Here is a 21,741-nt window from a genome sequence, read left to right as displayed (position 1 = left end):
CGAACGCCGAGGAGTGATCGATGGACCCGACGACGCCCGCGGCATCGCAGGCGCCGAGCAACTACAACATCGCGAACGCGCTGACGGTCCTGCGGATCTGCTTCGTCCCGGTGTTCGGCTGGTTGCTGCTGACCGAGGGCGGGGAGAGCACCGGCTATCGGCTGGGCGCGTTCGTCGTGTTCGTGGTCGCGATGGCGACCGACCGGATCGACGGCAACCTCGCGCGCAGCCGCGGCCTGATCACCGACTTCGGCAAGATCGCGGACCCGATCGCGGACAAGGCGCTGACCGGGATGGCATTCGTCGGTCTCTCGATCATCGACGCGCTGCCGTGGTGGGTGACGATCGTGGTGCTCGCCCGTGAGTGGGGGATCACGGCGATGCGCTTCGCGGTGATCCGCTACGGCGTGATGCCGGCGTCGCGGGGCGGCAAGATCAAGACGGTGCTCCAGTCGGTGGCGCTGTCGATGTACGTGTTCCCGATCGAGGCGCTCCTGCCCGACTGGATGCTCTGGATCGCCTACCTCACGATGGCGGCTGCGGTGGTGGTCACCCTCGTGACCGGGTTCGACTACGTGGCGCAGGCCGTCCGGATGGTCCGCGACTCGCGTGACGCGCCCACGACCGGGACGTCCGGTTCGAGCGGCGACCGTACGGGATGAGGCCGGAGCCGGGTGCGTCTGGTCCGACCTCGGGAGTGGTCGCGCCCGAGCCGCCGGCCGACCCCGCGGAGGACCCTCGGATCGACCCGCAGGGTGTGGTCGAGGCGCTGCGGATGGGCGGGGAGACCGTCGCCCTGGCGGAGTCGCTGACCGGTGGCCTGCTGACCGGGAGGCTGGTCGACGTCGCGGGCGCCTCCGACGTCGTGCGCGGTGGCATCGTCGCCTACGCGACGGATCTCAAGGCGAGCCTGCTCGGCGTCGACGCCGACCTGCTCGCGCGGGCCGGTCCGGTCGATGCCGGGGTCGCGGAGCAGATGGCGACCGGCGTACGGGACCGGCTGGGCGCCACGTACGGCCTGGCGACGACCGGCGTCGCCGGACCCGGGCCGGCCGACGGCGCCGAGGCCGGGACGGTGTTCCTGGGGATCGCGACACCGTCGGCGACGGAGTCGGTCGCGCTCCGGCTCGACGGTGACCGGTCCCAGGTCCGTGCGCTCGCGGTCGAGAGCGCGCTCGAGCTCCTGATGCGCCATCTGATCGACGACTGACCCGCGCCACCTTGGTGCGGCTCACCCGTGAGCGCGTAGGGTGGGGGAAGAAGTCGGCTCGATGGCGAGTTGTACGTGGTGTGGCGAGCGGAGGTGGACCATGGCGGTGCTGAGGCGACTGATCGGTGAGGTGCTTCGCGCACGACGGATGGCCAAGGGCCTGACGCTGCGCGACGTGTCCGCCTCGGCTCGGGTGAGCCTGGGCTACATCTCCGAGGTCGAGCGAGGCCAGAAGGAGCCGAGCTCCGAGCTGCTCGCCGCGCTCTGCGAGGCTCTCGACGTGCCGATGTCGCAGGTCCTGCGCGACGTCAGCGCGCTGATGGAGATCCAGGAGCAGTCGACGCTGGAGACTGCGCTGGCGCTGTCGCCGGAGTCCGACTCGGTGGGCGTCGGCTGACGTGAGGTCCGGCCTCGATCCGGCTGAGCGGGTCGAGGCCCTCTTCACGGACCGTCTGATCCTCGACCGCGTGACGTCGAGGGACGTCGACGACGTGCACGCGGTGTTTCGCGATCCCGCGACCTGGCAGCATCTTCCGGCGGGTCAGTACGTCCTGCGCGAGCAGTCCGAGCGCCTCGTCACGCGCTCGGACGAGAGCTGGGAGCGCGTGGGACTCGGCGACTGGGCCGTACGCGCGGTCGCGGTCCCGGGCCTCGCTGCCGGCGCGTTCGTCGGCATCGTCGGTGTCACGCGCGCCGAGCTCGACGCCGGCGTGGTCCTCAACCTCGGTTATCGGCTCGACCCGTCGGCGTGGGGTCGCGGGATCGCGACGGAGGCGTCGGCTGCTGCGCGCGATGCCGCCGCTCGGGTGCAGCCGGACCTGCCGCTCACGGCACGCGCACTCACCGCGAACCCGGCCTCGATCCGGGTGCTCGAGCGGGTCGGGCTCTCCGAGGTGTGGCGTGGGACGGTCGAGGCGGACGGCATCACCGCCGGGATGGAGCTCGTCGTGTCCTCCGACCGCGTGCTGGCCGACGACGTGCTGGACGGGATCATCGCGCTCGGCTGAGTGCAACACCCGACGGGCGATCACTGCGGGCGATCGGGTGCGGGCTCGCGGCGGCTCAGCGTACGGGCGACGGTGCGCGGGTCGTCCGCCCAGAGGCCGACGCGCTCGGCGCGCATCTCTCCCTGCGACGTGCGGAGGACGGTCGGACCCTCGAGGAGCAGCTCCACGTTGGTGCGGCTGCTCACGCCCACCAGGAGCAGGTCGTCCTCGTGGTGCAGGTCGCGGATCACGCCCGGCAGCTGGTGCTCCGCGGTGCGGGCGGACCCGATCGCAGTCAGAGGCAGCTCGACCCAGGTGAGCGCGCCGGCCCGGATCCGCAGGAGGCCGTCCGACAGCAGGTGCGGCCGGACCCGGTGGGCGGCGAGCATGCCGAGCATCCACACCAGACCCCAGATCCCGATCACGAGGATCGGCAGCCGGATCGCCTCGGCCCACCCGGCGTCGATCTGACGCAGGACGACCTCGACCACGACGACCTCGGTGGCCGACCCGAAGATCCACAGCCACATCATCGGTGCGGCCAGCTGGGCGTAGCCGATCGGTGTCGTGCCAGCGGGCACGTCGGGGCGGCGTGTGATCCAGCGCGCGAGCGCGCGATAGAGCGCGAGCTCGAGCACGACGGCGCGCCGGCCGAGCCCGACGAGACGTCGGGGAGACGTGCGGCGGGCGGTCATGCGTGGTCCTTCATCAACCGGGTCACGGTCGCGATGGTCTCGTCGAGGGTCGCGTCGAACGCCGCCAGGCGGGACGCGGGGACGTCGGCGAACAGCTGCTGCGCGAGGTCCGCGTGGGACTCCCGGAGATCGCGGATGGCGCGTGCGCCGGAGGCGGTGGGCGTCACGAGCGTCGCGCGACGGTCGCTCGGATGCGGCTGCCGGGTCACGTGGCCCGAGGCCACCAGCCCGTCCACGAGGCCGGTGACGTTGCGTGGGGTCACCTCCAGCGCCGACGCCAGCACCTGCTGGGTGCTCGGTCCGTGCAGACCGAGCACCCACAGCAGGTGGATGCGCGCGGAGGTCAGGCCCGTCTCGCGCTCGAACCGCGCCTGGTCGGCCGCCAGCAGCGTCGACAGGTGCAGGACCTTGTCGAGCGTGGTGGTGAGGGAGGTTCGGTCGGTCACATAGTGAAGGTACTTCATGATGTTGTATCTACACAAATAGCCTCCGAGTGGTTCAGGCGCCGCGGCCTCGCTCACCCGGACAGGTGGGTCGCCAGCTTCTCCAGCAGCCCGCGGCTCCCGAGCTCCCGGTCGGGGCCGTCGGCCCAGAAGCGGTCGAAGAAGACCCCGTGCTCCACGTGGGTGAAGCGGGTCCCCTCGTCGACCGGCTCGAACTCGAACGAGGCCACCGAGGTGGACATGTGCACGCCGTCGAGCCACATGTCGTACGTCGTGACGATCCGCACGTGCTCGACGATGTCGGTGTAGGTCGCCTCGTAGCGCGAGAGCGGGCCGCCGTGGAACTTGCCTTCAGCGACGTCGTGTCCTCCGACCCGGAAGTCGAACGCCCACGCGCCGGACTCGAAGGCGTCGTCCGCGCCGAACCACGCCACCTTCTGGTCCTCCTCGGCGAAGGCCGCCCAGACCCGGTCGACCGGGACGGGATAGGTGCGGGTGAGGTCGAACCCGGAGCGGGCCAGGCGTCGTTCGGTGCGCATCAGCCGTCCTGACGGGTGAAGGTGACGTGGATCGTGCCGCTCTCCGCGACCTCGGAGGTCACGTGGTGGGTCTGCTCAAGGCCGCGCAGGTCGTCCCAGAGGCGGGCGCCGCGGCCGAGGACGATCGGCGCGATCATCACGTGCATCTCGTCCACGAGGCCGGCGCGCAGGAACGCCCGCGCGGTGCCCAGGCCCCCGCCGACCCGGACGTCCAGACCGTCGGCCGCCGTGGTGGCCTCGGCGAGCACGTCCTCGATCGCTCCGTCGCGGAAGTGGAACGTCGTGCCGCCGGCCATCGTGATCGACGGCCGCGGCGCCGTGCTCGTGAGCACGTAGACGGGATATCCGAACGGGGGCTCCTCGCCCCACCAGCCCTTCCAGTCCGGATCGTCGGGGAAGGAGTGCAGACCGAACATCGCGGCACCCATGATCTCGGCACCGATGCCCTCGGCCTCCTGTGCGGCGTAGCGGTCGTCGACGCCGGTCGTCCCGGACCCGCTCGTGTCGTGGAGGACGCGCTGCCGGAAGGTCCGGGTGGCGGCGTAGCCCGCCGTCAGGCGCTCCCAGTCCGCGCCCATCGGGTTGTCGGAGGTCTGGTCGGTCGTGGTGGAGCAGCCGTCGATCGAGCTGAACAGGCTGACGCGGACACGGGTCATCTCAGGATTCCTTGATCTCGGTCGTACGGGTCAGGTGGATCCCCAGGCGGTCGGCCTGGTGCTCCGCGGGGGTGCGCTGCTCGCCGAGCCACAGGTGCAGCACGTCGAGCGCGCCGGGTCGCAGGCTCACGGTGCGGACGCGCCCGTGCTTCTCGGACGTCACCAGGCCCGCGTCCTCGAGCACCCGCAGGTGCTGCATGAAGGACGGGAGGGACATCGGGTACGGCTCCGCGAGCTCGGACACGACGGCCGGGGACTTCGCCAGGCGTTCGACGACGGCCCGGCGCGTGGGATCCGCGAGCGCGCGGAGCACGGCGTCGAGCTCGTCGTGATACTTAGGCATAAACCTAAGCATACGCACCGACCGCGACTCGGGCGATCTGGGCACGAACCACCGCGCGTACTCTTCACCGAATCGCCCGAATCGTGGTCGGGAGGGACGCTCAGACCGGCTGACAGTGCGGGCACCAGTACGTGACCCGCTCCTCGGCGCCGCGCGACTGCGTGACGACGGGATCACGACGCTCGATCCGGGTGCCGCAGCGGCGGCACGGCGCGCCGCCCCGCCCGTACACCCAGGTCTGCTGTCCCCTCCGGTCGACGCCGGTCGTGACGATCGCCGACGTCTCGCGGTTGACGAGGAGCATCCGGCGGGCCAGGTCGAGGGTCCGCGCCGGGTCCTGGTCGTCGGCGATCGCGACATCCGGGTGGAGCCCGCGCAGGAACATCACCTCGATCCGGAAGATGTTGCCGATCCCCGCGACCACGGTCTGGTCGAGGAGGGCGTCCGCGAGCGAGCGTGCCGGGTCCACGGTCAGCCGGCGCAGCGCCTCGGTGGCGTCGTACGCGGGGTCCAGGAGGTCCGGGCCGAGGCGTTCGACGACCGCGCTCTCGTGCTCCGGCGTCAGCACCTCGACGACCGGCAGCAGGAACCCGACGGCCTCGACCGGCCCGGCGCGCAGCACGACGCGGGCCTGGAACGCCGGGCGGTCCCAGCGGGCGCCGGACCGGTAGGTGCGCCACGACCCGTCCATCCCGAGGTGGGTGTGGAGGCTGAGGTCGCCGAGATGGGCGAACAGGTGCTTGCCGCGACTCACGACCTCCTCGACCGTGCGCCCGGACAGGTCGAGCGTGGCGTACGCGGGGACGCGCAGGTCCGCTGCGTCGAGCAAGCGCCCGTGCAGCGCCCGGTCGAGACGCCGCGCCGTCCGCCAGACCGCGTCGCCCTCCGGCACCGCTCAGCCCCGGATCCGCAGCCCACGCGGGGTCGCATGGAACCCGGCCCGGGCCAGCGCCTCGCCCAGCGGCGTCCCGAGCACGGAAGCGCCGTCGGCCCTCTCGACGGTCAGCCGCCCGAGCGCACCGTCGCGGACCGCGGCCGCGAGGGCGTCGATCGCCGGGGTCAGCCGGGCGGCTCCCTCGTCGCTGTCGAGTGCGTCGAACGTCAGCAGGGTGCGGCCGCCGCGCTCGACGTACAGCGCGAGGGACCCGTCCACGAGGACCACGAGCGCCCCGGCCTTGCGACCGGGGCGGTGCCCGCCGTCGGTCTCGGGCCAGCCCAGCGCCGCGCCGTACGGGTTCGCGGGGTCGGTGGCCGCCAGCACGACAGCACGGCGCTCCGGGTCCTGGCCGGGCTCGCGGGCGTACGTCCGCAGGCGGTCGACGGCCCCGGTGGTGGCGAACTGGGCAGCGCCGAGACCGTCGACGAAGTAGCCGCGCCGGGCCCGGCCGGCGTCCTCGAACCCCGACAGCACCTTGTAGACGCCCGCGAACCCGCCGGGCACGTCCTCGCTCACCACGGATCCGCGGGTGACGAGGCCGTGACGCTCGAGCAGCAGCTCGGCGCGGGCGTGCGCCCGGACGGTCGGGTTGACCTCCGTGGCCGCGACCAGCGACCAGCGGCCCGACACCGTCGGGGGAGCGCTGCGCAGACCGCCGCGGACCCCGGCCGGCGTCGCGAACGACGGACGGCGCCGCGCACGAACGCGAGGCTGCGACCGGGTGCGGTGCGACGACGAGCCGGACCCGACGACCGTACGCAGCGCCGCGAGCGTGTCGCCGGTGACGAACCCGGCCCACGCGAGATCCCACAAGGCGTCCGCGATCTCGCCATCGGTCGGTCCGGTCGTCGGCGCCGCGGTCGGGTCGAGCCCCGCGCGCACGGCGGCGGCGAGCTGGGCGAAGAAGTACGCGCCGCCGGGCTGGAGGACCGCGAGCAGCGCCTCCTGGGTCGGCGTCACCTCGAGCTCGACCGGCTCCGGCAGGGTGAGCGCGGCGGTGTCGGCGAGGTGCAGCGAGACCCAGCCGTCCGAGCCGGGCAGGGCGCCCTGCCCGACCCACAGGACCTCCCCGGACGCGCTCAGCTCGTCGAGCATCGCGGGTGAGTAGTCGACGACGCGCGACGGCAGCACCAGAGTCTCCAGCGCACTCGCCGGGACGACGGCGCCCGCGAGCTGGTCGAGCGCGGTGAGGAGGCCGTCGACGCCGCGCAGCCTCCCGCCGACGTGCTGCCAGGCCGGGAGGAACCGGCCGAGCGTGGCCTGGTCGACCGGCTCGACCTCGCGGCGCAGCGCGGCCAGCGACCGGCGACGCAGCCGGCGCAGGACCTCGGCGTCGCACCACTCCGAGCCGCCGACGCCGGGGGTGTACTCACCCTCGGCCACCCGACCCGCGGCCGCGAGCCGGCTCAGCGCGTCGGCGACGACGGCGACCCCGAGCCCGAGCCGCTCCGCGACGTCGGCGCCGGTGAACGGCCCGTGGGTCCGGGCGAAGCGGCTGACGAGATCGCCCAGCGGGTCCGCGACCGGCTCGATGAACGCGTCCGGCACCCCCATCGGCACCGGGACGCCGAGCGCGTCGCGCAGGCGCCCCGCGTCCTCGACGGCGACCCACCACTGCTGGTCGGCGAACGACACCCGCAGCGCACGACGCCGCTCGGCCAGCGCCACCAGCCAGGCCGACGCGCTCGCCGGCTCGGTGCAGCGCTCCGCGACCTCCTCGCTGGTCAGCGGGCCGAGCACGCGCAGCAGGTCGGCGACACCCTCCGCGTCGCGGGCCAAACGGTCGTCCACGAGCCGCTGGAGCTCGGCCTCGGTCTGCTCGATCACGTCCGCGTCGAGCAGGTCGCGCAGCTGCGCGCGGCCCAGCAGCTCCGACAGCAGCGACGAGTCCAGCGACAGGGCGGCCGCGCGCCGCTCCGCGAGCGGGCTGTCCCCCTCGTACAGGAAGGTCGCGACGTAGCCGAACAGCAGCGACTTCGCGAACGGCGACGGCTCGGGCGTCTCGACCTCGACGATCCGCAGCCGCTTGCGCTCGACGTCGCGGGCGAGCTCGACGAGCGCCGGGACGTCGTACACGTCCTGCAGCACCTCCCGGACGGTCTCCAGGACGATCGGGAACGTCGGGTAGCGACGGGCGACCTCGAGCAGGGACGCCGCACGCTGGCGCTGCTGCCACAGCGGGCTGCGCCGGCCCGGGTCGCGGCGCGGGAGCAGCAGCGCGCGGGCGGCGCACTCGCGGAACCGCGACGCGAACAGCGCCGACCCGCCGACCTCCTCGGTGACCATGTCGGCGACCTCGTCGGGCTCGAGCACGAAGAGCTCCGCGCCGGGCGGCTCCGCGTCGGTCTCGGGGAGCCGGACCACGATCCCGTCGTCGGAGGCCATGCTCGCCGAGTCGGTCCCGTACTGCGCCCGGACCCGAGCCCCGACCGCCAGCGCCCACGGGGCGTGCACCGCCAGACCGTACGGAGAGTGCAGCACGAGCCGCCAGTCGCCCAGCTCGTCGCGGAACCGCTCGACCACGAGCATCCGGTCGTCGGGGACCCGCCCGGTGACGGCCTTCTGCTCGTCGACGAGCGCCATCAGGTTGTCGACGGCCCACGCGTCGAGCCCGGCGTCCTCGCAGCGCGACCGCGCCTGGTCACGGTCGCCGGTCGCGATCATCCGGGTGAACGCGCCGAGGGCACGGCCCAGCTCGACCGGACGGCCCGGGTTGTCGCCCCGCCAGAACGGCAGCCGGCCCGGCAGACCGTACGCGGGGGTGACGATCACGCGGTCGTGGGTGATCTCCTCGATCCGCCAGCTCGTCGCCCCGAGCGCGAACACGTCGCCGACCCGCGACTCGTAGACCATCTCCTCGTCGAGCTCGCCGACCCGGGCGCTGCCGCGGGCGTTGGACTCCGCGCCCGCGAGGTAGACCCCGAACAGGCCGCGGTCGGGGATCGTCCCACCGGAGGTGACCGCGAGCCGCTGCGCGCCCGGCCGGCCGCTGATCGTGCCGGCGACGCGGTCCCAGACGACCCGCGGCCGCAGCTCGGCGAACTCGTCGGACGGGTAGCGGCCCGCGAGCAGGTCGAGGGTCGCCTCGTACGCCGAGCGGGGCAGCGTCGCGAACGACGCCGAGCGCCGGACCAGGTCGTACAGCTCGTCGACGTCGACCTCGTCCAGCGCGCTGATCGCGACGATCTGCTGGGCGAGGACGTCGAGCGGGTTGGCCGGCACGCTCAGCGCCTCGATCTCACCGGACCGCATCCGCTCGATCGTGACCGTGGCCTGGAGGAGGTCACTGCGGTGCTTGGGGAAGACGACCCCTCGGGAGACCTCGCCGACCTGGTGCCCGGCGCGGCCCACCCGTTGGAGCCCGCTGGCGACCGACGGTGGCGACTCGACCTGGACGACGAGGTCGACCGCGCCCATGTCGATGCCGAGCTCGAGGCTGGACGTGGCGACCACGCAGGCCAGCCGCCCGGACTTGAGGTCGTCCTCGATCAGGGCGCGCTGCTCCTTGCTGACCGACCCGTGGTGCGCACGGGCGAGCACCGGACCCTCGGCCGCCGCCTGCGGGTCCCTCGTCGTCGTCGATCCGGCCTGCGCCATCACCTCCGCCGGGGGCGACCCCGGACCGGGCACGCCGAGGCGGGCCTGGTGGATCTCGTTCAGGCGGGCGGTGAGGCGCTCGGCGAGGCGACGGGAGTTCGCGAAGACGATCGAGGACCCCGCCTGCTCGACGAGATCGACCACCCGCTCCTCGACGTGCGGCCAGATCGACGCCCGCTCGCGCGGGTCCTCGTCACCGGACGCGAACGCGGCGTCGGCCAGCTCGTCGGGGTCGGGACCCGCGAACCCCGTCGTACCCCCGTCGCCTTCCCCGTGCGCGCCGTCCGCCCCACGTTGCGCCGACGGCACCCCGCCCAGCGCGGTCATGTCCTCCACCGGCACGACCACCGACAGATCCCACCGCTTCTCCGCCTCCGGCGCGACCACGCGGACCGGCGCCGCGCCGCCGAGGAACCGCGCCACCTCCGTGTGCGGGCGCACGGTCGCCGACAGGCCGATCCGCTGCGCCGGCTGCTCCAGCAGCGCGTCGAGTCGCTCGAGCGACAGCGCGAGGTGGGCGCCGCGCTTCGTCCCCGCGACCGCGTGCACCTCGTCGACGATCACCGCCTCGACCCCGCGCAGCGTCTCGCGCGCGGCGGAGGTGAGCACCAGGAACAGCGACTCCGGCGTCGTGATCAGCACGTCGGGAGGCCGGGTCGCGAGCGCCCGCCGCTGAGCCGGCGTGGTGTCGCCGGAGCGAACACCCACCCGTACGTCCCGGGGCGCGGGCGACGCGCCCTCGGCCGCGAGCCGGCGTGCCGTCTGGGTGATCCCGACCAGGGGGGAACGGAGGTTGCGCTCGACGTCGACGGCGAGGGCCTTGAGCGGTGAGACGTACAGCACGCGGGTCGCCTGCTTCGGGTCCTCGGCCGGCTCCCCGGTGACCAGCCGGTCGAGCGCCCACAGGAACGCCGACAACGTCTTGCCGGACCCCGTCGGCGCGACGACGAGCGCGTGACGGCCGTCGGCGATCGCCTCCCAGGCGCCGGACTGCGCCGCCGTCGGGGCCGGGAACGCGCCGCGGAACCAAGCGGCGGTGGCCGCGGAGAACCGGTCGAGCGGGTCGGCTGCTGACATGCCCTCCATCATCGCGCACACCACCGACATCACCAGGCGGTGAGATCGGTGGAGGCAACCAGGCGCGGGTACCGTCGAGACGTGGCGTCGTTGGTGGTCGAGGCACGCGGTCTGCGTCTCGACGTCGCGGGCACGGCCGTCGTCCGCGACGTCGATCTCGAGGTGCGCTCGGGCGAGGTCGTGGGCCTCGTCGGGGCCGGGGGAGCGGGCACGTCGGCCCTGCTGGCGATGCTCGCCACGGCCACGCGTCTGACCTCCGGGCACCTGTCCGTGCTCGGGCTCGACCCGGCCGTCGACGGTCCCCGGATCCGCGGCCGCACCGGGGTCGCGACCCAGCACGACAGCCTCGATCCGCGGCTGCGGGCGCGCGCCGAGCTCAGCAGCTACGCGCGCTGCTTCGGGTACGCGGCGCGGGCCGCACACGGGCGCGCCGACGCGGCGCTGGCGTTCGCGGGGCTCACCGATCGAGCGAGGACGGTCGTCGGACGCCTCACCCGCGGGGAGCGCCGCCGCCTCCAGGTCGCGCGCGCCTTCGTCAACGATCCCGAGCTCGTCCTGCTCGACGAGCCGACCGCCGGCTGCTCGCCGCGTGACACCGATGCGATCGGTGACCTCGTGCTGCGGATGCGCGCCTCCGCGCGGGCCGTCGTGCTCGCCACCCACTCCTTCGAGGAGGCCGAGCGGGTCTGCGACCGTGTGCTCGTGATGGACGCGGGGCGGGTGCTCGTGGAGGGCGCGCCCTCGTCGCTGCTCGCCGGGAACCGCCCTTCGGAGGTCGTCGAGGTCCGCACGCCCTGCGGTGCCGACGGCGCCGCGCTCGCCGTCCTCGGGGACCTGGTCGACCGGGTCGAGGTCCACGGCGACCGCGTCCTCGCGTACACGTCCGACGGCCTGACCGTCGCCGAGCGGGCGGTCGCCGGCGGCCTCGCGCCGGACGGCACCCGGGTCCGGCCGGTCACCCCGGACGAAGCACTCGGGCTGCTCGCCGACGACGAGGCGAGGCGGTGGAGGTCGGTCGAGTGACGGCGCCGATCGAACCGCCGGCTGAGGCAGTGCCGACCGCGCCCGACCGTACGGCCGGCGGCTGGGCCGACGCGCTCGCGCGCCAGGTGCCGGGCCTGCGGCCGTACGGCGTGGCGTCCTGGCTCGTCCAGGTCGGGCTGTACGTGGTGCTGCCGATGCTGGCGACCGCCGCGCTGGTCGCGGGGCTGGAGGGTGCGCTCGACCCCGAGGCGCTGCTCGGCGCCGGAGCGGTGGTCGCCGTGGGCGTCCTCGCCCTGACGGTCGCGGCGAGCGATGCCGCCGACCCGCGGACGGCCTGGGTCGCCCTGACCCCGCTCCGCCCGGCCGAGCGGACCGCCGGGCTGGTCGCGGCGGCCTCCGTACGGGCTGGCGCTGCCGTGCTCGCGTCGCTGGTCGTGCTGCTCGTGCTCGGCACGGTCGGGCTCGGCCGTACGCCGTGGTTGCTGGCCGCGGCCCTGCTCGCGCTGGCCGCCCACGCTCCACTGCTGGTCGCGGGGGCGGTCGGTCTGGCGCGCCCGGCGTGGACGGTCGTCGTGCGCGTGGTCGTGCCGGCGGTGGTGCTGTTCAGCGGGGCGCTGTTCGTGCTCGTCCTGCCCGGGTTCGTGGACGCGTCCACCTGGCTGCTCCCGACCAGGCACGCCGTGGCGGTGGGTCACGCGGCGGTCGTCGGACCGGTCGACCTGGCGGTCCTCGGGCACGTCGTCGTCCTGCTGGCGTTCGCCGCTGCCGGAGGCTGGCTCGCCGAGCGGGCGGTCCGGAGGTCCGGATGAGGCCGGTGGAGGTCGCGACGGAGCGCCGGACCGGTCCGGCCCAGGTCGTGGCGCGCGAGCTCATGGCAGCGCAGTCCGCGTGGCCGCGAGCGCTGACGGGGCTGGCGCCGGTGCTGCTCGTCCTGGTCGCGTTCGTCGCCGGGATCTCGTCGGCGTTGCCGGCCACGCCGTACGACGGGGCGGCGGTCTCGGCCGCGGCCTGGGTCGCCCCGGCGCTGGTCGTCGTGCAGGCCATGCTGGCTGCCCTCTGGCCGGTCACGGCGCTCGCGACGCCGTCCCGCCCGTACGGAGGGTCGGTGCACGGCGGCGGGCTCGGGCCCGCGTACGGCTCCTCGAACGGCTCGGTGCCACCGGTCGGCGGTCACCGGACGACGTTGCAGGCGACGCCGCTGCGGACCGTCGACCTCGCGGTGGCGGACCTGGCGCTCGGCGCGCTGCGCGCGTTCCTCGGGGGAGCGGTCGTGCTCGCCGCGGCTGTCGCGCTCGGCGCCGTGGACGCCGTGCGCGCACTGGTCGCCGTTCCCGCGCTGATGCTGGTCGCGTTCGTGGCCGGGGGTGTTGCGGCGGCGGTGGTGGCGTGGGTGCGGACCGAGAACGCCGCGCGCGGGGTCCGGCTCGTCGTGCTCGCCCTCGCGGTGCTGGGAGTGGCCGGTCCGGGTGCGCTTCCGTCGCTGCTGTCGGCGGCGGCTGCGCTCTCACCGGTGGGCTGGGCGGTCGAGCTCGTCCGTACGGCCTGCCTGGCCGCGCCGCCGGACCTCGCCGACGTGGTCGCGATCGTGTGGCTGGTGGGCGGTCTGCTGGTGGTCGGGATCGCCGGGACGGTCGCCGGCGCCGTACGCCACGGCGGCCGACCACGCTGACCCGATCGGTCACGGGTCACGTCGAGGTGTCGCGGCGGTCGTGCGACGGATCCCCACTCGGGGTCAGCGCCGATTCGGCCCCGTCGGCGCGTGGTTCGTCCAGGACGCCGACGGTGCCGAAACGTCGCTGACCGGGGGCGTGCGGTCGGCGCCTCGGCGAACGGAGAGCGGCGTCTCGGCGAGGGGTCTGTCCTGCGCGAGCGCAGTCGCGAAGCGCTTCGGCGGCCGGTGCTCACGGATTGTCGCAGATCTCGTCCGGGCTTCAGCAGAGCTCTCGTCTGGGTTGTCTCGACGACGGCCTGGAGCTGGCCTGACGTCAGTGCTGCTCGCGCTGGCGGCCTCTGCCCGGCGCGTTGTCGCAAGCCAGGCCCTGCGGTGACCGGCAGCCGAGTCGCCCAGCCACTGCAACTCAGTGGGATGGACGGTCGCATGTATTTGCTGTTGCATATCAGAGTTGCACCATGTGATTCTTGAGCAGTCGTCGGCCGTCCGGGCGGCTGATGATGTGAGGAGCAGCTGTGCGCGCGGTTGCTTCGTCCGTAAGACGTGTGACCGTGCTGGCATGGCTCTTGGCAGCCGTTCTCTCAGCCGCCGCCGTCAAGCTAGCGGCGCCCGCTTTCGCAGCGCCCGCGTACGACATCATCATCCCGACGGCACCTGGGATCAGCAGTGCATCTCTGGTCGGAGCCCCACCGAGATCTGTCTCACCGACGACTCCAACGTGTACTACTACATGGACAGTAGTGGGGAGTTCGAGCTGGAGACTCCCGACCGGGACGCCGTCAAGTCCGCGCTGTCGCGGTACCGCACCAACACCGATCTGTCGATCACCTACGACGCGACTCCTGTCTTCTCGGGTGGTGGTGAGACGGACACGATCTGGCAGGAGGGGGCGTTCGGGATGCCCGACTACTTCAGGGGGCTCACGTGGTGCAACGACCCAGTCAACGGAACAAGACATCGGTGCGATCAGCACTACATCCGAATTCGAGGGGCCGGTACCTACAATCAGAAGATCGCCGGTCATGAAGCGGGCCATGCGTTCGGTCTGGTCCACGGTGCCGAGGCGTCGCCGGTGCAGGGTCAGTGCGCGGACCGTATGGGAATCATGCGTGCCTCGGTGTCCTGCACCGATTCGCCGGGCCTAGGCGCCGTCGTCAAGCAGAACATCAACTGGATCTACTGAGGCTGAGCCGAGATGCATTCGCGGATGAGAAGGCTCGCTGGTGGACCTTGCGCTCCCCTCACCCTCGCCGGGGTTGCTGTCGCCGTCATCGCGTGGACAACGCTCGACGTTGGTGAACAGGGTGGCCATGAGGCCGCCGCAGGCCCGCGGGCGCAAGGCGTGACGTTGCTGGCCGGCCTGGAGGCTGTCCCGTCAGGCAGTCTGCAGGATTGGGTTGGGACGGCTGACTACGTGGTTGCGGCCACGGTCACCGGCGAGAGGCGGCTGACGTCGCCCACATCCGAGACCGAGAGTTCGAGTGACGGCGGTCTCGTGGGGAGGGACGTCACCCTGCAGGTTTCCGACGTCATCTGGGCGGCGCCGGCCGCGAAACCTGCTGCCCCTACTACCTTCCGCATGCCCGGCTTCGGATGGCTTCGGTCAGCTGCGGGTGCTGAGACCGAAGTTGCACCTCGAGGCGGATCCCGCCTTGAGGTCGGTCAGGACTACGTTCTCGCGCTGACCTGGAAGCGGGCCGAGTGCGATGGCAACGAACACTACCCCGCGCGATGGTCAGCCATCGGGACCGGCGGTGTGCTGCCGGCGGGGGGCGGCGTCATCGGCGTCGGTGAGTATGAGGGTGCTCGTCACCTATTCGCAGCGGACGGCGAGTATGTCGGGCCCGCAGTCGCGCAGGCATTTGCGGGGAAGAACCCTCGTGCGCTCGCCACGCCGTTGCACTCGGCGATCGCTGCGAGCGACGAGTCGGGTGAGATCTCGACGTTCGAAGGTGGGAACACGGTCGGGTGTACTCAGAAGTAGTAGCGTCGCGCGTCAAGATTTCCTGGCAGGACAGCTGAGTCAGTCAAGGAGAATCGGAACCATGGGTAGACCTGTCTGATCCCGGCCGAGAGGAGGACGCGGATCGTGATGCGCGTGTTGTTGGTAGGCGAGATGACGCTCGCCGAGGCACGCGAAATGGCGGGACCTGAGGAACCGCCGACCCGACTCGCTAAGTGATATCGTTGACCTGATATCGGAGGTGGTCGTCGTGGAGCAGATCCTGATTCGCAATCTCCCCGAGGGGACGAAGGCCGCGCTCAAGGCGCGCGCCGAGCATCACCGCCGGTCGGTCGAGGCCGAAGCCCGAGAGATCCTCGCCGACGCTCTCGAGCGCGATCCAGTCACGATCGTCGACCTGCTCAGCACGGACGAAGGCGCCGACATCGATTTCGAGCCAGACCGTCTGGGTCTCACTGCTCGCACGCCCGAGCTGTGACCGACCCGACGCGGTACGTCCTGGATACCAACGTGGTCTCTGCGCTGCGCGTCCGTGGGCGCAATCCAACGGTCGAAGCCTGGGCGGCGTCGGTTCCAGCCGCTGACCAGTTCGTGGCAGCGCCGACCGTGGCCGAGATCGAGCGTGGAGTTGTTGCCAAGGAGCGGTCGGACCCTGCTCAGGGCGAGGTCCTGCGACGGTGGTTGGAAGATCGCGTGCTTCCCACCTTCGCTGGACGCGTGCTGCCCTTCGGCCTGCCCGAGGCCCGGGTCCTGGCCACCTACCGAGTCCCCGAACGAGCCCCGCTCGATGACGCCCTGATCGCCGCCATCGCTCAAGCCGCCGAGATGGTCGTGGTGACGCGCAACGCCCGGCACTTCGAGCCCCTCGGCGTCCCCTGCCTCGACCCGTGGGCACTGACCTGAGGACGAGAAGCGTCGGGTGGCCGCCGGCGTCTCGATCGCTTGCTGCGCTCGCGCCTCGACGAGCGGGGGGGCGTGCTGCGCTCGCGCCTCGACGAGCGGGGGTCCTCGCTGCGCTCGCGCCTCGACGAGCGGGGGACCTCGCTGCGCTCGCGCCTCGACGAGCGGGGGGCGTGCTGCGCTCGCGCCTCGACGGGCGGGGAGCAGCTTCAGGCCGACAGGACGGCGTCGACGACGACCTGGAGCTCGTCGGCGCGGTCGCCGAGCCCGAGCAGGCGGCCGCACTCGCGCATCGTGTCCTGGAACAGAGCCCCGGACTCCACCACACCGTCGGAGACGTGGCCGAACGTTTCCAGGGTCACCGTCCCGTACAGCCGTGACCAGGCCCGCAGGAACGCCCACTGCGCGCGCTCGGGCAGCTCCCCGACCCCCGGCTTCTCGTGCACGGCCGCGATCGCCTCGGCGTCGGCCGGCCCGGACGGAGCGGCGGGCAGGTCCGAGAACCCGCGCTCGCTCCACAGTTGCGCGACCCGCTCGCCGAAGAACCCGCCGAACCGCATCCCCGACTCCGCGCACGGCCCCTCGCCGTGCTTCGACGCCGACGCACCGATCACCGGGTTGGCGAACGTGAGCGCGAACTCGCCGCGGTGCGCGAGGCTCCACCGTCGGAACGCGGCCGCACCCGCGACGATCTCGGACGCGGGGTCCGGCGCGTACGGGCCCGACGCCTCGAGCATCAGGTCCAGCAGGTCGTCGTAGACCGAGCCGGCCACGCGTTGGCTGAGGTCCTCGATGTTGTCGACGTAGCGGTACAGGGCCGGCGCGGTCATCCCCATCGCCGTCGCGACGGCGCGCAGCGAGATCTCCTCGCCGCCCGCGACCATCCGGCGGGCCGTCACGACGATCTCGTCGAGCGTCGCCTGCCGCTGGGTCTCGCGCCGTGTCGGTGCCGTCGTCATGACCCCATCGTCTCCTGTCAGCCCCTTCATGTCAGCACGGTGCTTGACATCCTCCCGCGCCGCCTCCCATAGTAAACACCGTAAACTGTTAACGCCGTTCACGAAAGTGAACGCCCATCACGGGGGACTTCATGAATCGCTGGGCAGACATCGTCACGAGGCACGCACGCGCCGTGCTGGGCCTCGGACTGGCCCTGGTCGTCCTGGCCGGGCTGTACGGGACGGGGGTGTTCAGCTCGCTCAGCGACGGGGGATTCGACGACCCGGACGCCGAGTCGGCACGCGCCGCCGTCCAGACCGAGCAGGCCTTCGGCCACCGCGACCCCGACGTCGTCGCGGTCTACTCGTCGGACGACCTCACGGTCGACGACGCGCAGTTCCGTACGGCGGTGGCCGACGTGGTCGACGGCCTTCCTGCCGACGCGGTCACCTCGGTGACCAGCTATCTCGATCCGGGGCCCGGCGCGCTGGTCTCCGACGACCGGCACGCGGCCACGGTCACGATCTCGCTCGCAGGCAGCGACCAGGACGCCCGCCTCGAGGCGTACGACGAGGTCGCGCCGACGCTGCAGTCCGACGTGCTCGAGACCGACATCGCCGGGCAGTGGGCGGTCTTCGACGACGTCAACGAGACCGTCTCCGCCGACATCGCGCGCGCCGAGATGATCTCGATGCCGCTGGTGCTGCTGCTCAGCCTGGTGGTGTTCGGGAGCGTGGTCGCGGCGCTGATGCCGGTCGGGGTCGGCATGGTCGCGGTCCTCGGCGCGTTCGCGGTGGTGCGCCTGCTCACCACGGTCACGGACGTGTCGGTGTTCGCGATCAACGTGATCACGCTGCTCGGGCTCGGACTGGCGATCGACTACGCGCTGTTCGTCGTCAGCCGCTTCCGGGAGGAGCTCGCGGCCCGCACCGGCGACGACGCGGTCGCCGGTGCCGTCCGCACCACGATCGTCACGGCCGGCCGTACGGTCCTCGTCTCGGGCCTGACCGTCGCGCTGGCGATGTCGTCGCTGCTGATCTTCCCGCAGACGTTCCTGCGGTCCATGGCGTACGGCGGGATGGCCGCCGTGCTCGTCGCGATGGTCGCCGCGCTGACCCTGCTCCCGGCGACGCTGATGCTGCTCGGCCGGCGGATCGAGGCCGGTGCGATGCCGTGGCGCCGCCGGGCCCGGCGCAGCTCGACCGGGTGGGCGCGGTTCGCCCACGCGGTGATGCGCCGCCCGGTCGTCGGACTCGTCCTTGCGGGCACGCTGCTGATCGCGCTCGCGTCGCCGTTCCTCCAGGTCGCCTGGGGGAGCGTCGACGAACGCGTGCTGCCCGCCGACTCGCCCGCCCGGGTCGCGGCGGAGAAGCTCGCCGAGGTCGCAGGGCAGGAGACGTCGTCGGCCGAGGTGCTGGTCGAGGACGCCGCACCGGCGGACGTCACCGCGTACGCCCAGAGTCTCGGCGCGGTGCCCGGTGTCGACGAGGTGACCCCGGTCGCCGGGCCCGAGCAGGCGAAGGCGACCGCCGACGGGACACCGTCGCTGCTGCGGGTCTCGTGGGAGGGGACGTCGCAGAGCGAGGCGTCGCAGTGCGTGATCGACGAGCTGCGGTCCGTCCCCGCGCCCGGCGAGGTGCTGATCGGCGGACCGACCGCGCAGACCGTCGACATGCTCGACAGCATCGGTGAGCGGCTGCCGTGGATGGCGGGGTTGATCGCGGTGACGATGTTCGCGCTGCTGTTCGTCGCGTTCGGGTCGGTGGTGCTGCCGATCAAGGCGATACTCGTCAACATCGTCTCGATCAGCGCGGCGTTCGGCGTGGTGACGTGGATCTTCGCCGAAGGGCACCTGGAGGGCCTCCTCGGGTTCACCTCGACCGGCTACCTCGACGGCACCCAGCCGATCCTGATGGCGGCGATCCTGTTCGGGCTGTCGATGGACTACGAGGTGTTCCTCCTGTCGCGGATCCGCGAGGAGTGGGACGCGACCGGCGACAACGTCGCCGCGGTCGCCGCCGGGGTCCAGAAGACCGGCCGGATCATCACCAGCGCCGCGCTGCTTCTCGCGGTCGTGATCGGCGCGTTCGCGACCTCGGGGATCGTGTTCATGAAGATGATCGGCGTCGGGATGCTCGTCGCCGTGCTCCTGGACGCGACCGTCGTGCGGCTCGTCCTCGTCCCGGCCACGATGCGGCTGCTGGGTCGTGCGAACTGGTGGGCCCCAGGACCGATGCGCCGCTGGTGGGAGCGCTACGGGCTGCGCGAGGGGCCGTCCGCGCCGGTCACGGGCTCGGCCGCGAGCTCGGACGTGGAGCCGGAACGCATACTGGCCCCGTGAGGCACAGCGAGTTCTGGGAACGCATGGAGCAGCACCTCGGGTCCGCGTACGCCCCGGTGTGGGCGGACCAGCAGGTGCTGGCCGAGCTCGACGGGCGCACTGCGGCCGAGGCGCTCGACGCCGGGGTGCCGCCGAAGGTGGTGTGGCGCGCCGTGTGGTCCCGCCTCGGCCTCCCGCCGTCCGAGCGCTGAGCGGCCGGCGCTAGGCAGTCGGGGACCGTCCGAGCGCGCCTTGCCGAATCCGAGCGCTTCCTGCAAGACGCGCTCGGAATCGGCAAGGCGCGCTCGGTGCGTCGGTGCGGGACGTACGCGGGGTGCGGGACGTACGCGGGGTGCGGGACGTACGCGGGGTGCGGGACGTACGCGGGGTGCGGGACGTACGCGGGGTGCGGGCCGCCTGCGCGGCGTCGGGGTCCGGTGGCAGACTGCGGGACCATGGACGCTGAGCGCATCCCCGAGGTCGCCGTGATCGGCGGGACGGGCTTCTACTCGCTGTTCGACGACGTCACCGAGGTGGAGGTCGACACCCCATACGGGCCGCCGTCCGCGCCGGTGACGGTCGGTACGGTCGCCGCCGACGGTGGGCCGCGGACCGTCGCGTTCCTCCCGCGCCACGGCAAGCACCACGCCTTCCCCGCCCACCGGGTCCCGTACCGCGCGAACCTCTGGGCCCTGCGCAGCCTCGGCGTCCGCCAGATCCTCGCGCCGTGCGCCGTCGGCGGGCTCCAGCCCGAGCTCGGACCGGGCACGCTCGTCGTCCCCGACCAGCTCGTCGACCGGACCACCAAGCGGATCCAGACCTACTACGACGACGGCGCGGTCCACGTCGCGTTCGCCGACCCGTACTGCCCGCGGCTGCGCGACACGCTGCTCGCCGGCGCGCCGGGCGGCGCGGTCGACGGCGGGACGCTCGTGGTGATCGACGGGCCGCGGTTCTCGACCCGCGCGGAGTCGCGCTGGTACTCCGGCAACGGCTGGTCGGTGATCGGCATGACGGGCCACCCCGAGGCGATCCTCGCCCGCGAGCTCGCGCTCTGCTATGCCACCGTCTGCCTCGTCACGGACCTCGACGCCGGGGTCGAGGCGGGCGACGAGGTGAGTCATGCGGAGGTGATCCGGGTGTTCGCGGAGCACCTCGACCGGCTCCGCCCCGCGCTGCGCGACATGGCCGCGACCGTGCCCGCCGACCGCGACTGCGGGTGCAGTCACGCGCTCGACGGGCTCGACCTGCCGATCACGCTCCCGTGAGCGACCGTGCTGTGAGCCCGGACCGGATGAGCGCCGGATGAGGGTGCTGGTGACCGGCGCGGCCGGGTTCATCGGGACCCACGTCAGCGCGGTGCTGCGCGAGGCCGGCCACGAGATCGTCGGGCTCGACCTCATGCATCCCGCCGCACACCGCGCGCAGGCCCCCGTACCGCCCGGCGTCCGCCACGGCGACGTACGGCGCGCCGCCGACGTCGACGCGGCGCTCGAGGGCGTCGACGCGGTCTGCCACCAGGCCGCGATGGTCGGCAACGGCGTCGACGCGCAGGACCTGCCCGCCTACGCCGACCACAACGACCACGGCACGGCGGTCCTCCTCGCCGCGATGGGGCGCGCCGGCGTCGGGCGGCTCGTGCTGGCGTCGTCGATGGTCGTGTACGGCGACGGGCGCTACACCTGTGCGGAGCACGGCGACGTCCCGCCGGCGCCGCGGCGGGTCGACGACCTGGACGCGGGGCGGTTCGACCCCGGCTGCGGGGTCTGCGGAGCGCCGGTGACGTGGCGGCACGTCGGCGAGGACGCGGCCTTCGAGCCCCGCACGTCGTACGCCGCGTCGAAGGTCGCGCAGGAGCACTACGCGTCCGCGTGGTGCACGCTCGAGGGCGGCTCGGCGGTGGCGCTGCGCTACCACAACGTGTACGGGCCGGGGATGCCCGCAGACACCCCGTACTCCGGGGTCGCGGCGATCTTCCGCTCGGCGCTGGAGCGCGGGCAGGCGCCGCGGGTGTTCGAGGACGGGCAGCAGATGCGCGACTTCGTGCACGTCCGCGACGTCGCGCGGGCCAACCTCGCGGCCCTGGAACGCGTCGGTGACCTGGCCAGCGGCCTGCACGCGTACAACGTGGCGTCCGGCCACCCGTGCACGTTGGGGGAGATGGCACGGATCCTCGCGGCGGCCGGCGACGGTCCGGATCCGGTGGTCACCGGCGACCACCGCCCGTACGACGTCCGGCACGTGGTCGCGTCGCCGCAGCGGGCGTACGACGAGCTCGGGTTCACGGCGGAGGTCCCACCCGCCGAGGGGCTGGCGGATCTCGCGCACGCGCCGCTCCGCACCCGCTGACGAGCTCGTCGGAGCAAGGGCCGGCTGAGCCCGCCGTGCGACGAGCACCGTGCGTCTTGATTTCCTCGCACACCGTACGCGCACGGTGTGCGAGCAAATCAAGACGCACACATGCCCTGCAGCTCGCGGCC

The 21,741-nt window shown here is 72.9% G+C and carries 22 protein-coding genes; 14 read left to right on the top strand and 8 right to left on the bottom strand.

The genetic code is table 11. The features are described from left to right. Nucleotides 1-20 precede the first annotated feature (20 nt). The 4 genes from pgsA (at nucleotide 21) to CLV56_RS02175 (ending at nucleotide 2,217) form a co-directional block, all read left to right on the top strand. The gene (pgsA, locus tag CLV56_RS02190; protein ID WP_039348932.1) at nucleotides 21-662 is read left to right on the top strand and encodes a CDP-diacylglycerol--glycerol-3-phosphate 3-phosphatidyltransferase; all 642 of its coding nucleotides are present in this window, start codon (nucleotides 21-23) and stop codon (nucleotides 660-662) included. Beyond that, nucleotides 659-1,210 (top strand): CinA family protein, encoded by a 552-nt coding sequence (locus tag CLV56_RS02185; protein WP_100414327.1) that lies wholly within the window; start codon nucleotides 659-661, stop codon nucleotides 1,208-1,210. The genes pgsA and CLV56_RS02185 overlap by 4 nt, the downstream gene beginning before the upstream one ends. A 100-nt stretch (nucleotides 1,211-1,310) precedes the next feature. Continuing rightward, nucleotides 1,311-1,607, top strand: coding sequence for a helix-turn-helix domain-containing protein (locus CLV56_RS02180; RefSeq protein ID WP_039343733.1), 297 nt, complete (start codon nucleotides 1,311-1,313; stop codon nucleotides 1,605-1,607). 1 nt (nucleotide 1,608) lies between these two features. Then, nucleotides 1,609-2,217, top strand: a complete 609-nt coding sequence (locus CLV56_RS02175) for a GNAT family N-acetyltransferase (protein WP_281254173.1) — start codon at nucleotides 1,609-1,611, stop codon at nucleotides 2,215-2,217. Between the two features lie 20 nt (nucleotides 2,218-2,237). Here the strand turns inward: CLV56_RS02175 and CLV56_RS02170 are convergent, their stop codons facing one another. From CLV56_RS02170 to CLV56_RS02140, 7 genes are all read right to left on the bottom strand, one after another. Continuing rightward, the gene (locus tag CLV56_RS02170) at nucleotides 2,238-2,891 is read right to left on the bottom strand and encodes a hypothetical protein (protein ID WP_039343736.1); all 654 of its coding nucleotides are present in this window, start codon (nucleotides 2,889-2,891) and stop codon (nucleotides 2,238-2,240) included. Next, nucleotides 2,888-3,337 carry a MarR family winged helix-turn-helix transcriptional regulator gene (locus CLV56_RS02165; protein ID WP_039343813.1) on the bottom strand — a complete coding sequence of 150 codons (450 nt, stop codon included), beginning with the start codon at nucleotides 3,335-3,337 and terminating at the stop codon, nucleotides 2,888-2,890. Before CLV56_RS02165 ends, CLV56_RS02170 begins: the two co-directional genes overlap by 4 nt. Nucleotides 3,338-3,408: 71 nt before the next feature. Beyond that, complete coding sequence (locus CLV56_RS02160; protein ID WP_039343738.1) at nucleotides 3,409-3,873, bottom strand: SRPBCC domain-containing protein; 465 nt, start codon at nucleotides 3,871-3,873, stop codon at nucleotides 3,409-3,411. Next, nucleotides 3,873-4,529 (bottom strand): dihydrofolate reductase family protein, encoded by a 657-nt coding sequence (locus CLV56_RS02155; protein WP_039343741.1) that lies wholly within the window; start codon nucleotides 4,527-4,529, stop codon nucleotides 3,873-3,875. Before CLV56_RS02155 ends, CLV56_RS02160 begins: the two co-directional genes overlap by 1 nt. A gap of 1 nt (nucleotide 4,530) precedes the next feature. Then, nucleotides 4,531-4,872: an ArsR/SmtB family transcription factor gene (locus CLV56_RS02150; RefSeq protein WP_039343743.1), complete on the bottom strand. Its 342-nt coding sequence runs from the start codon at nucleotides 4,870-4,872 to the stop codon at nucleotides 4,531-4,533. Between the two features lie 100 nt (nucleotides 4,873-4,972). After that, on the bottom strand, nucleotides 4,973-5,764 hold the full coding sequence (locus CLV56_RS02145; protein WP_039343745.1) for a DNA-formamidopyrimidine glycosylase family protein: 792 nt from the start codon (nucleotides 5,762-5,764) through the stop codon (nucleotides 4,973-4,975). Nucleotides 5,765-5,767: 3 nt separating this feature from the next. Next, nucleotides 5,768-10,492 carry an Lhr family helicase gene (locus CLV56_RS02140; protein WP_039343815.1) on the bottom strand — a complete coding sequence of 1,575 codons (4,725 nt, stop codon included), beginning with the start codon at nucleotides 10,490-10,492 and terminating at the stop codon, nucleotides 5,768-5,770. Nucleotides 10,493-10,564: 72 nt separating this feature from the next. On the opposite strand from CLV56_RS02140, the gene CLV56_RS02135 reads away from it, so the two are divergent. From CLV56_RS02135 to CLV56_RS02105, 6 genes are all read left to right on the top strand, one after another. Beyond that, nucleotides 10,565-11,506 (top strand): ATP-binding cassette domain-containing protein, encoded by a 942-nt coding sequence (locus CLV56_RS02135; protein WP_170224747.1) that lies wholly within the window; start codon nucleotides 10,565-10,567, stop codon nucleotides 11,504-11,506. Beyond that, nucleotides 11,503-12,276, top strand: coding sequence for a hypothetical protein (locus tag CLV56_RS02130; protein WP_039343748.1), 774 nt, complete (start codon nucleotides 11,503-11,505; stop codon nucleotides 12,274-12,276). Before CLV56_RS02135 ends, CLV56_RS02130 begins: the two co-directional genes overlap by 4 nt. Next, entirely contained in the window at nucleotides 12,273-13,136 is an 864-nt protein-coding gene (locus CLV56_RS02125) for a hypothetical protein (protein WP_039343749.1), read from the top strand. The genes CLV56_RS02130 and CLV56_RS02125 overlap by 4 nt, the downstream gene beginning before the upstream one ends. A 562-nt stretch (nucleotides 13,137-13,698) precedes the next feature. Further along, a complete protein-coding gene (locus CLV56_RS02120) occupies nucleotides 13,699-14,322 on the top strand; it encodes a hypothetical protein (RefSeq protein WP_157805040.1) in 624 nt (207 codons plus the stop codon). A 1,030-nt stretch (nucleotides 14,323-15,352) separates the two neighbouring features. Further along, nucleotides 15,353-15,580 carry a FitA-like ribbon-helix-helix domain-containing protein gene (locus CLV56_RS02110; RefSeq protein WP_039343821.1) on the top strand — a complete coding sequence of 76 codons (228 nt, stop codon included), beginning with the start codon at nucleotides 15,353-15,355 and terminating at the stop codon, nucleotides 15,578-15,580. Then, nucleotides 15,577-16,005 carry a PIN domain-containing protein gene (locus tag CLV56_RS02105; RefSeq protein ID WP_039343755.1) on the top strand — a complete coding sequence of 143 codons (429 nt, stop codon included), beginning with the start codon at nucleotides 15,577-15,579 and terminating at the stop codon, nucleotides 16,003-16,005. The genes CLV56_RS02110 and CLV56_RS02105 overlap by 4 nt, the downstream gene beginning before the upstream one ends. A 206-nt stretch (nucleotides 16,006-16,211) precedes the next feature. Here the strand turns inward: CLV56_RS02105 and CLV56_RS02100 are convergent, their stop codons facing one another. Further along, nucleotides 16,212-16,961 (bottom strand): TetR/AcrR family transcriptional regulator, encoded by a 750-nt coding sequence (locus tag CLV56_RS02100; RefSeq protein WP_039343757.1) that lies wholly within the window; start codon nucleotides 16,959-16,961, stop codon nucleotides 16,212-16,214. A gap of 131 nt (nucleotides 16,962-17,092) precedes the next feature. Between CLV56_RS02100 and CLV56_RS02095 the strand changes: the two genes are divergently transcribed. The 4 genes from CLV56_RS02095 (at nucleotide 17,093) to CLV56_RS02075 (ending at nucleotide 21,610) form a co-directional block, all read left to right on the top strand. Then, the gene (locus CLV56_RS02095) at nucleotides 17,093-19,282 is read left to right on the top strand and encodes an MMPL family transporter (protein WP_100414319.1); all 2,190 of its coding nucleotides are present in this window, start codon (nucleotides 17,093-17,095) and stop codon (nucleotides 19,280-19,282) included. Further along, the gene (locus CLV56_RS02090) at nucleotides 19,279-19,473 is read left to right on the top strand and encodes a DUF3046 domain-containing protein (protein ID WP_039343759.1); all 195 of its coding nucleotides are present in this window, start codon (nucleotides 19,279-19,281) and stop codon (nucleotides 19,471-19,473) included. Before CLV56_RS02095 ends, CLV56_RS02090 begins: the two co-directional genes overlap by 4 nt. Before the next feature lie 243 nt (nucleotides 19,474-19,716). Further along, a complete protein-coding gene (locus CLV56_RS02080; RefSeq protein WP_039343762.1) occupies nucleotides 19,717-20,529 on the top strand; it encodes an S-methyl-5'-thioadenosine phosphorylase in 813 nt (270 codons plus the stop codon). A 37-nt stretch (nucleotides 20,530-20,566) separates the two neighbouring features. Beyond that, a complete protein-coding gene (locus CLV56_RS02075) occupies nucleotides 20,567-21,610 on the top strand; it encodes an NAD-dependent epimerase/dehydratase family protein (protein ID WP_039343764.1) in 1,044 nt (347 codons plus the stop codon). The last annotated feature ends 131 nt before the right edge of the window (nucleotides 21,611-21,741 follow it).

This window comes from Mumia flava (assembly GCF_002797495.1).
Taxonomy (GTDB): Bacteria; Actinomycetota; Actinomycetes; order Propionibacteriales; family Nocardioidaceae; genus Mumia; species Mumia flava.
Note: the sequence above shows the minus strand (reverse complement) of the source record. Positions and strands in the feature narration are given on the sequence as shown.

What these genes read in the sequence shown, in the direction of transcription:
- CLV56_RS02185 (WP_100414327.1), top strand. Translation starts at nt 659, where the DNA reads ATGAGGCCGGAGCCGGGTGCGTCTGGTCCGACCTCGGGAGTGGTCGCG.
- CLV56_RS02100 (WP_039343757.1), bottom strand. Translation starts at nt 16,961, where the DNA reads ATGACGACGGCACCGACACGGCGCGAGACCCAGCGGCAGGCGACGCTC.
- CLV56_RS02170 (WP_039343736.1), bottom strand. Translation starts at nt 2,891, where the DNA reads ATGACCGCCCGCCGCACGTCTCCCCGACGTCTCGTCGGGCTCGGCCGG.
- CLV56_RS02160 (WP_039343738.1), bottom strand. Translation starts at nt 3,873, where the DNA reads ATGCGCACCGAACGACGCCTGGCCCGCTCCGGGTTCGACCTCACCCGC.
- CLV56_RS02140 (WP_039343815.1), bottom strand. Translation starts at nt 10,492, where the DNA reads ATGGAGGGCATGTCAGCAGCCGACCCGCTCGACCGGTTCTCCGCGGCC.
- CLV56_RS02120 (WP_157805040.1), top strand. Translation starts at nt 13,699, where the DNA reads ATGGCTCTTGGCAGCCGTTCTCTCAGCCGCCGCCGTCAAGCTAGCGGC.
- CLV56_RS02180 (WP_039343733.1), top strand. Translation starts at nt 1,311, where the DNA reads ATGGCGGTGCTGAGGCGACTGATCGGTGAGGTGCTTCGCGCACGACGG.
- pgsA (WP_039348932.1), top strand. Translation starts at nt 21, where the DNA reads ATGGACCCGACGACGCCCGCGGCATCGCAGGCGCCGAGCAACTACAAC.
- CLV56_RS02080 (WP_039343762.1), top strand. Translation starts at nt 19,717, where the DNA reads ATGGACGCTGAGCGCATCCCCGAGGTCGCCGTGATCGGCGGGACGGGC.
- CLV56_RS02125 (WP_039343749.1), top strand. Translation starts at nt 12,273, where the DNA reads ATGAGGCCGGTGGAGGTCGCGACGGAGCGCCGGACCGGTCCGGCCCAG.
- CLV56_RS02075 (WP_039343764.1), top strand. Translation starts at nt 20,567, where the DNA reads ATGAGGGTGCTGGTGACCGGCGCGGCCGGGTTCATCGGGACCCACGTC.
- CLV56_RS02155 (WP_039343741.1), bottom strand. Translation starts at nt 4,529, where the DNA reads ATGACCCGTGTCCGCGTCAGCCTGTTCAGCTCGATCGACGGCTGCTCC.
- CLV56_RS02150 (WP_039343743.1), bottom strand. Translation starts at nt 4,872, where the DNA reads ATGCCTAAGTATCACGACGAGCTCGACGCCGTGCTCCGCGCGCTCGCG.
- CLV56_RS02095 (WP_100414319.1), top strand. Translation starts at nt 17,093, where the DNA reads ATGAATCGCTGGGCAGACATCGTCACGAGGCACGCACGCGCCGTGCTG.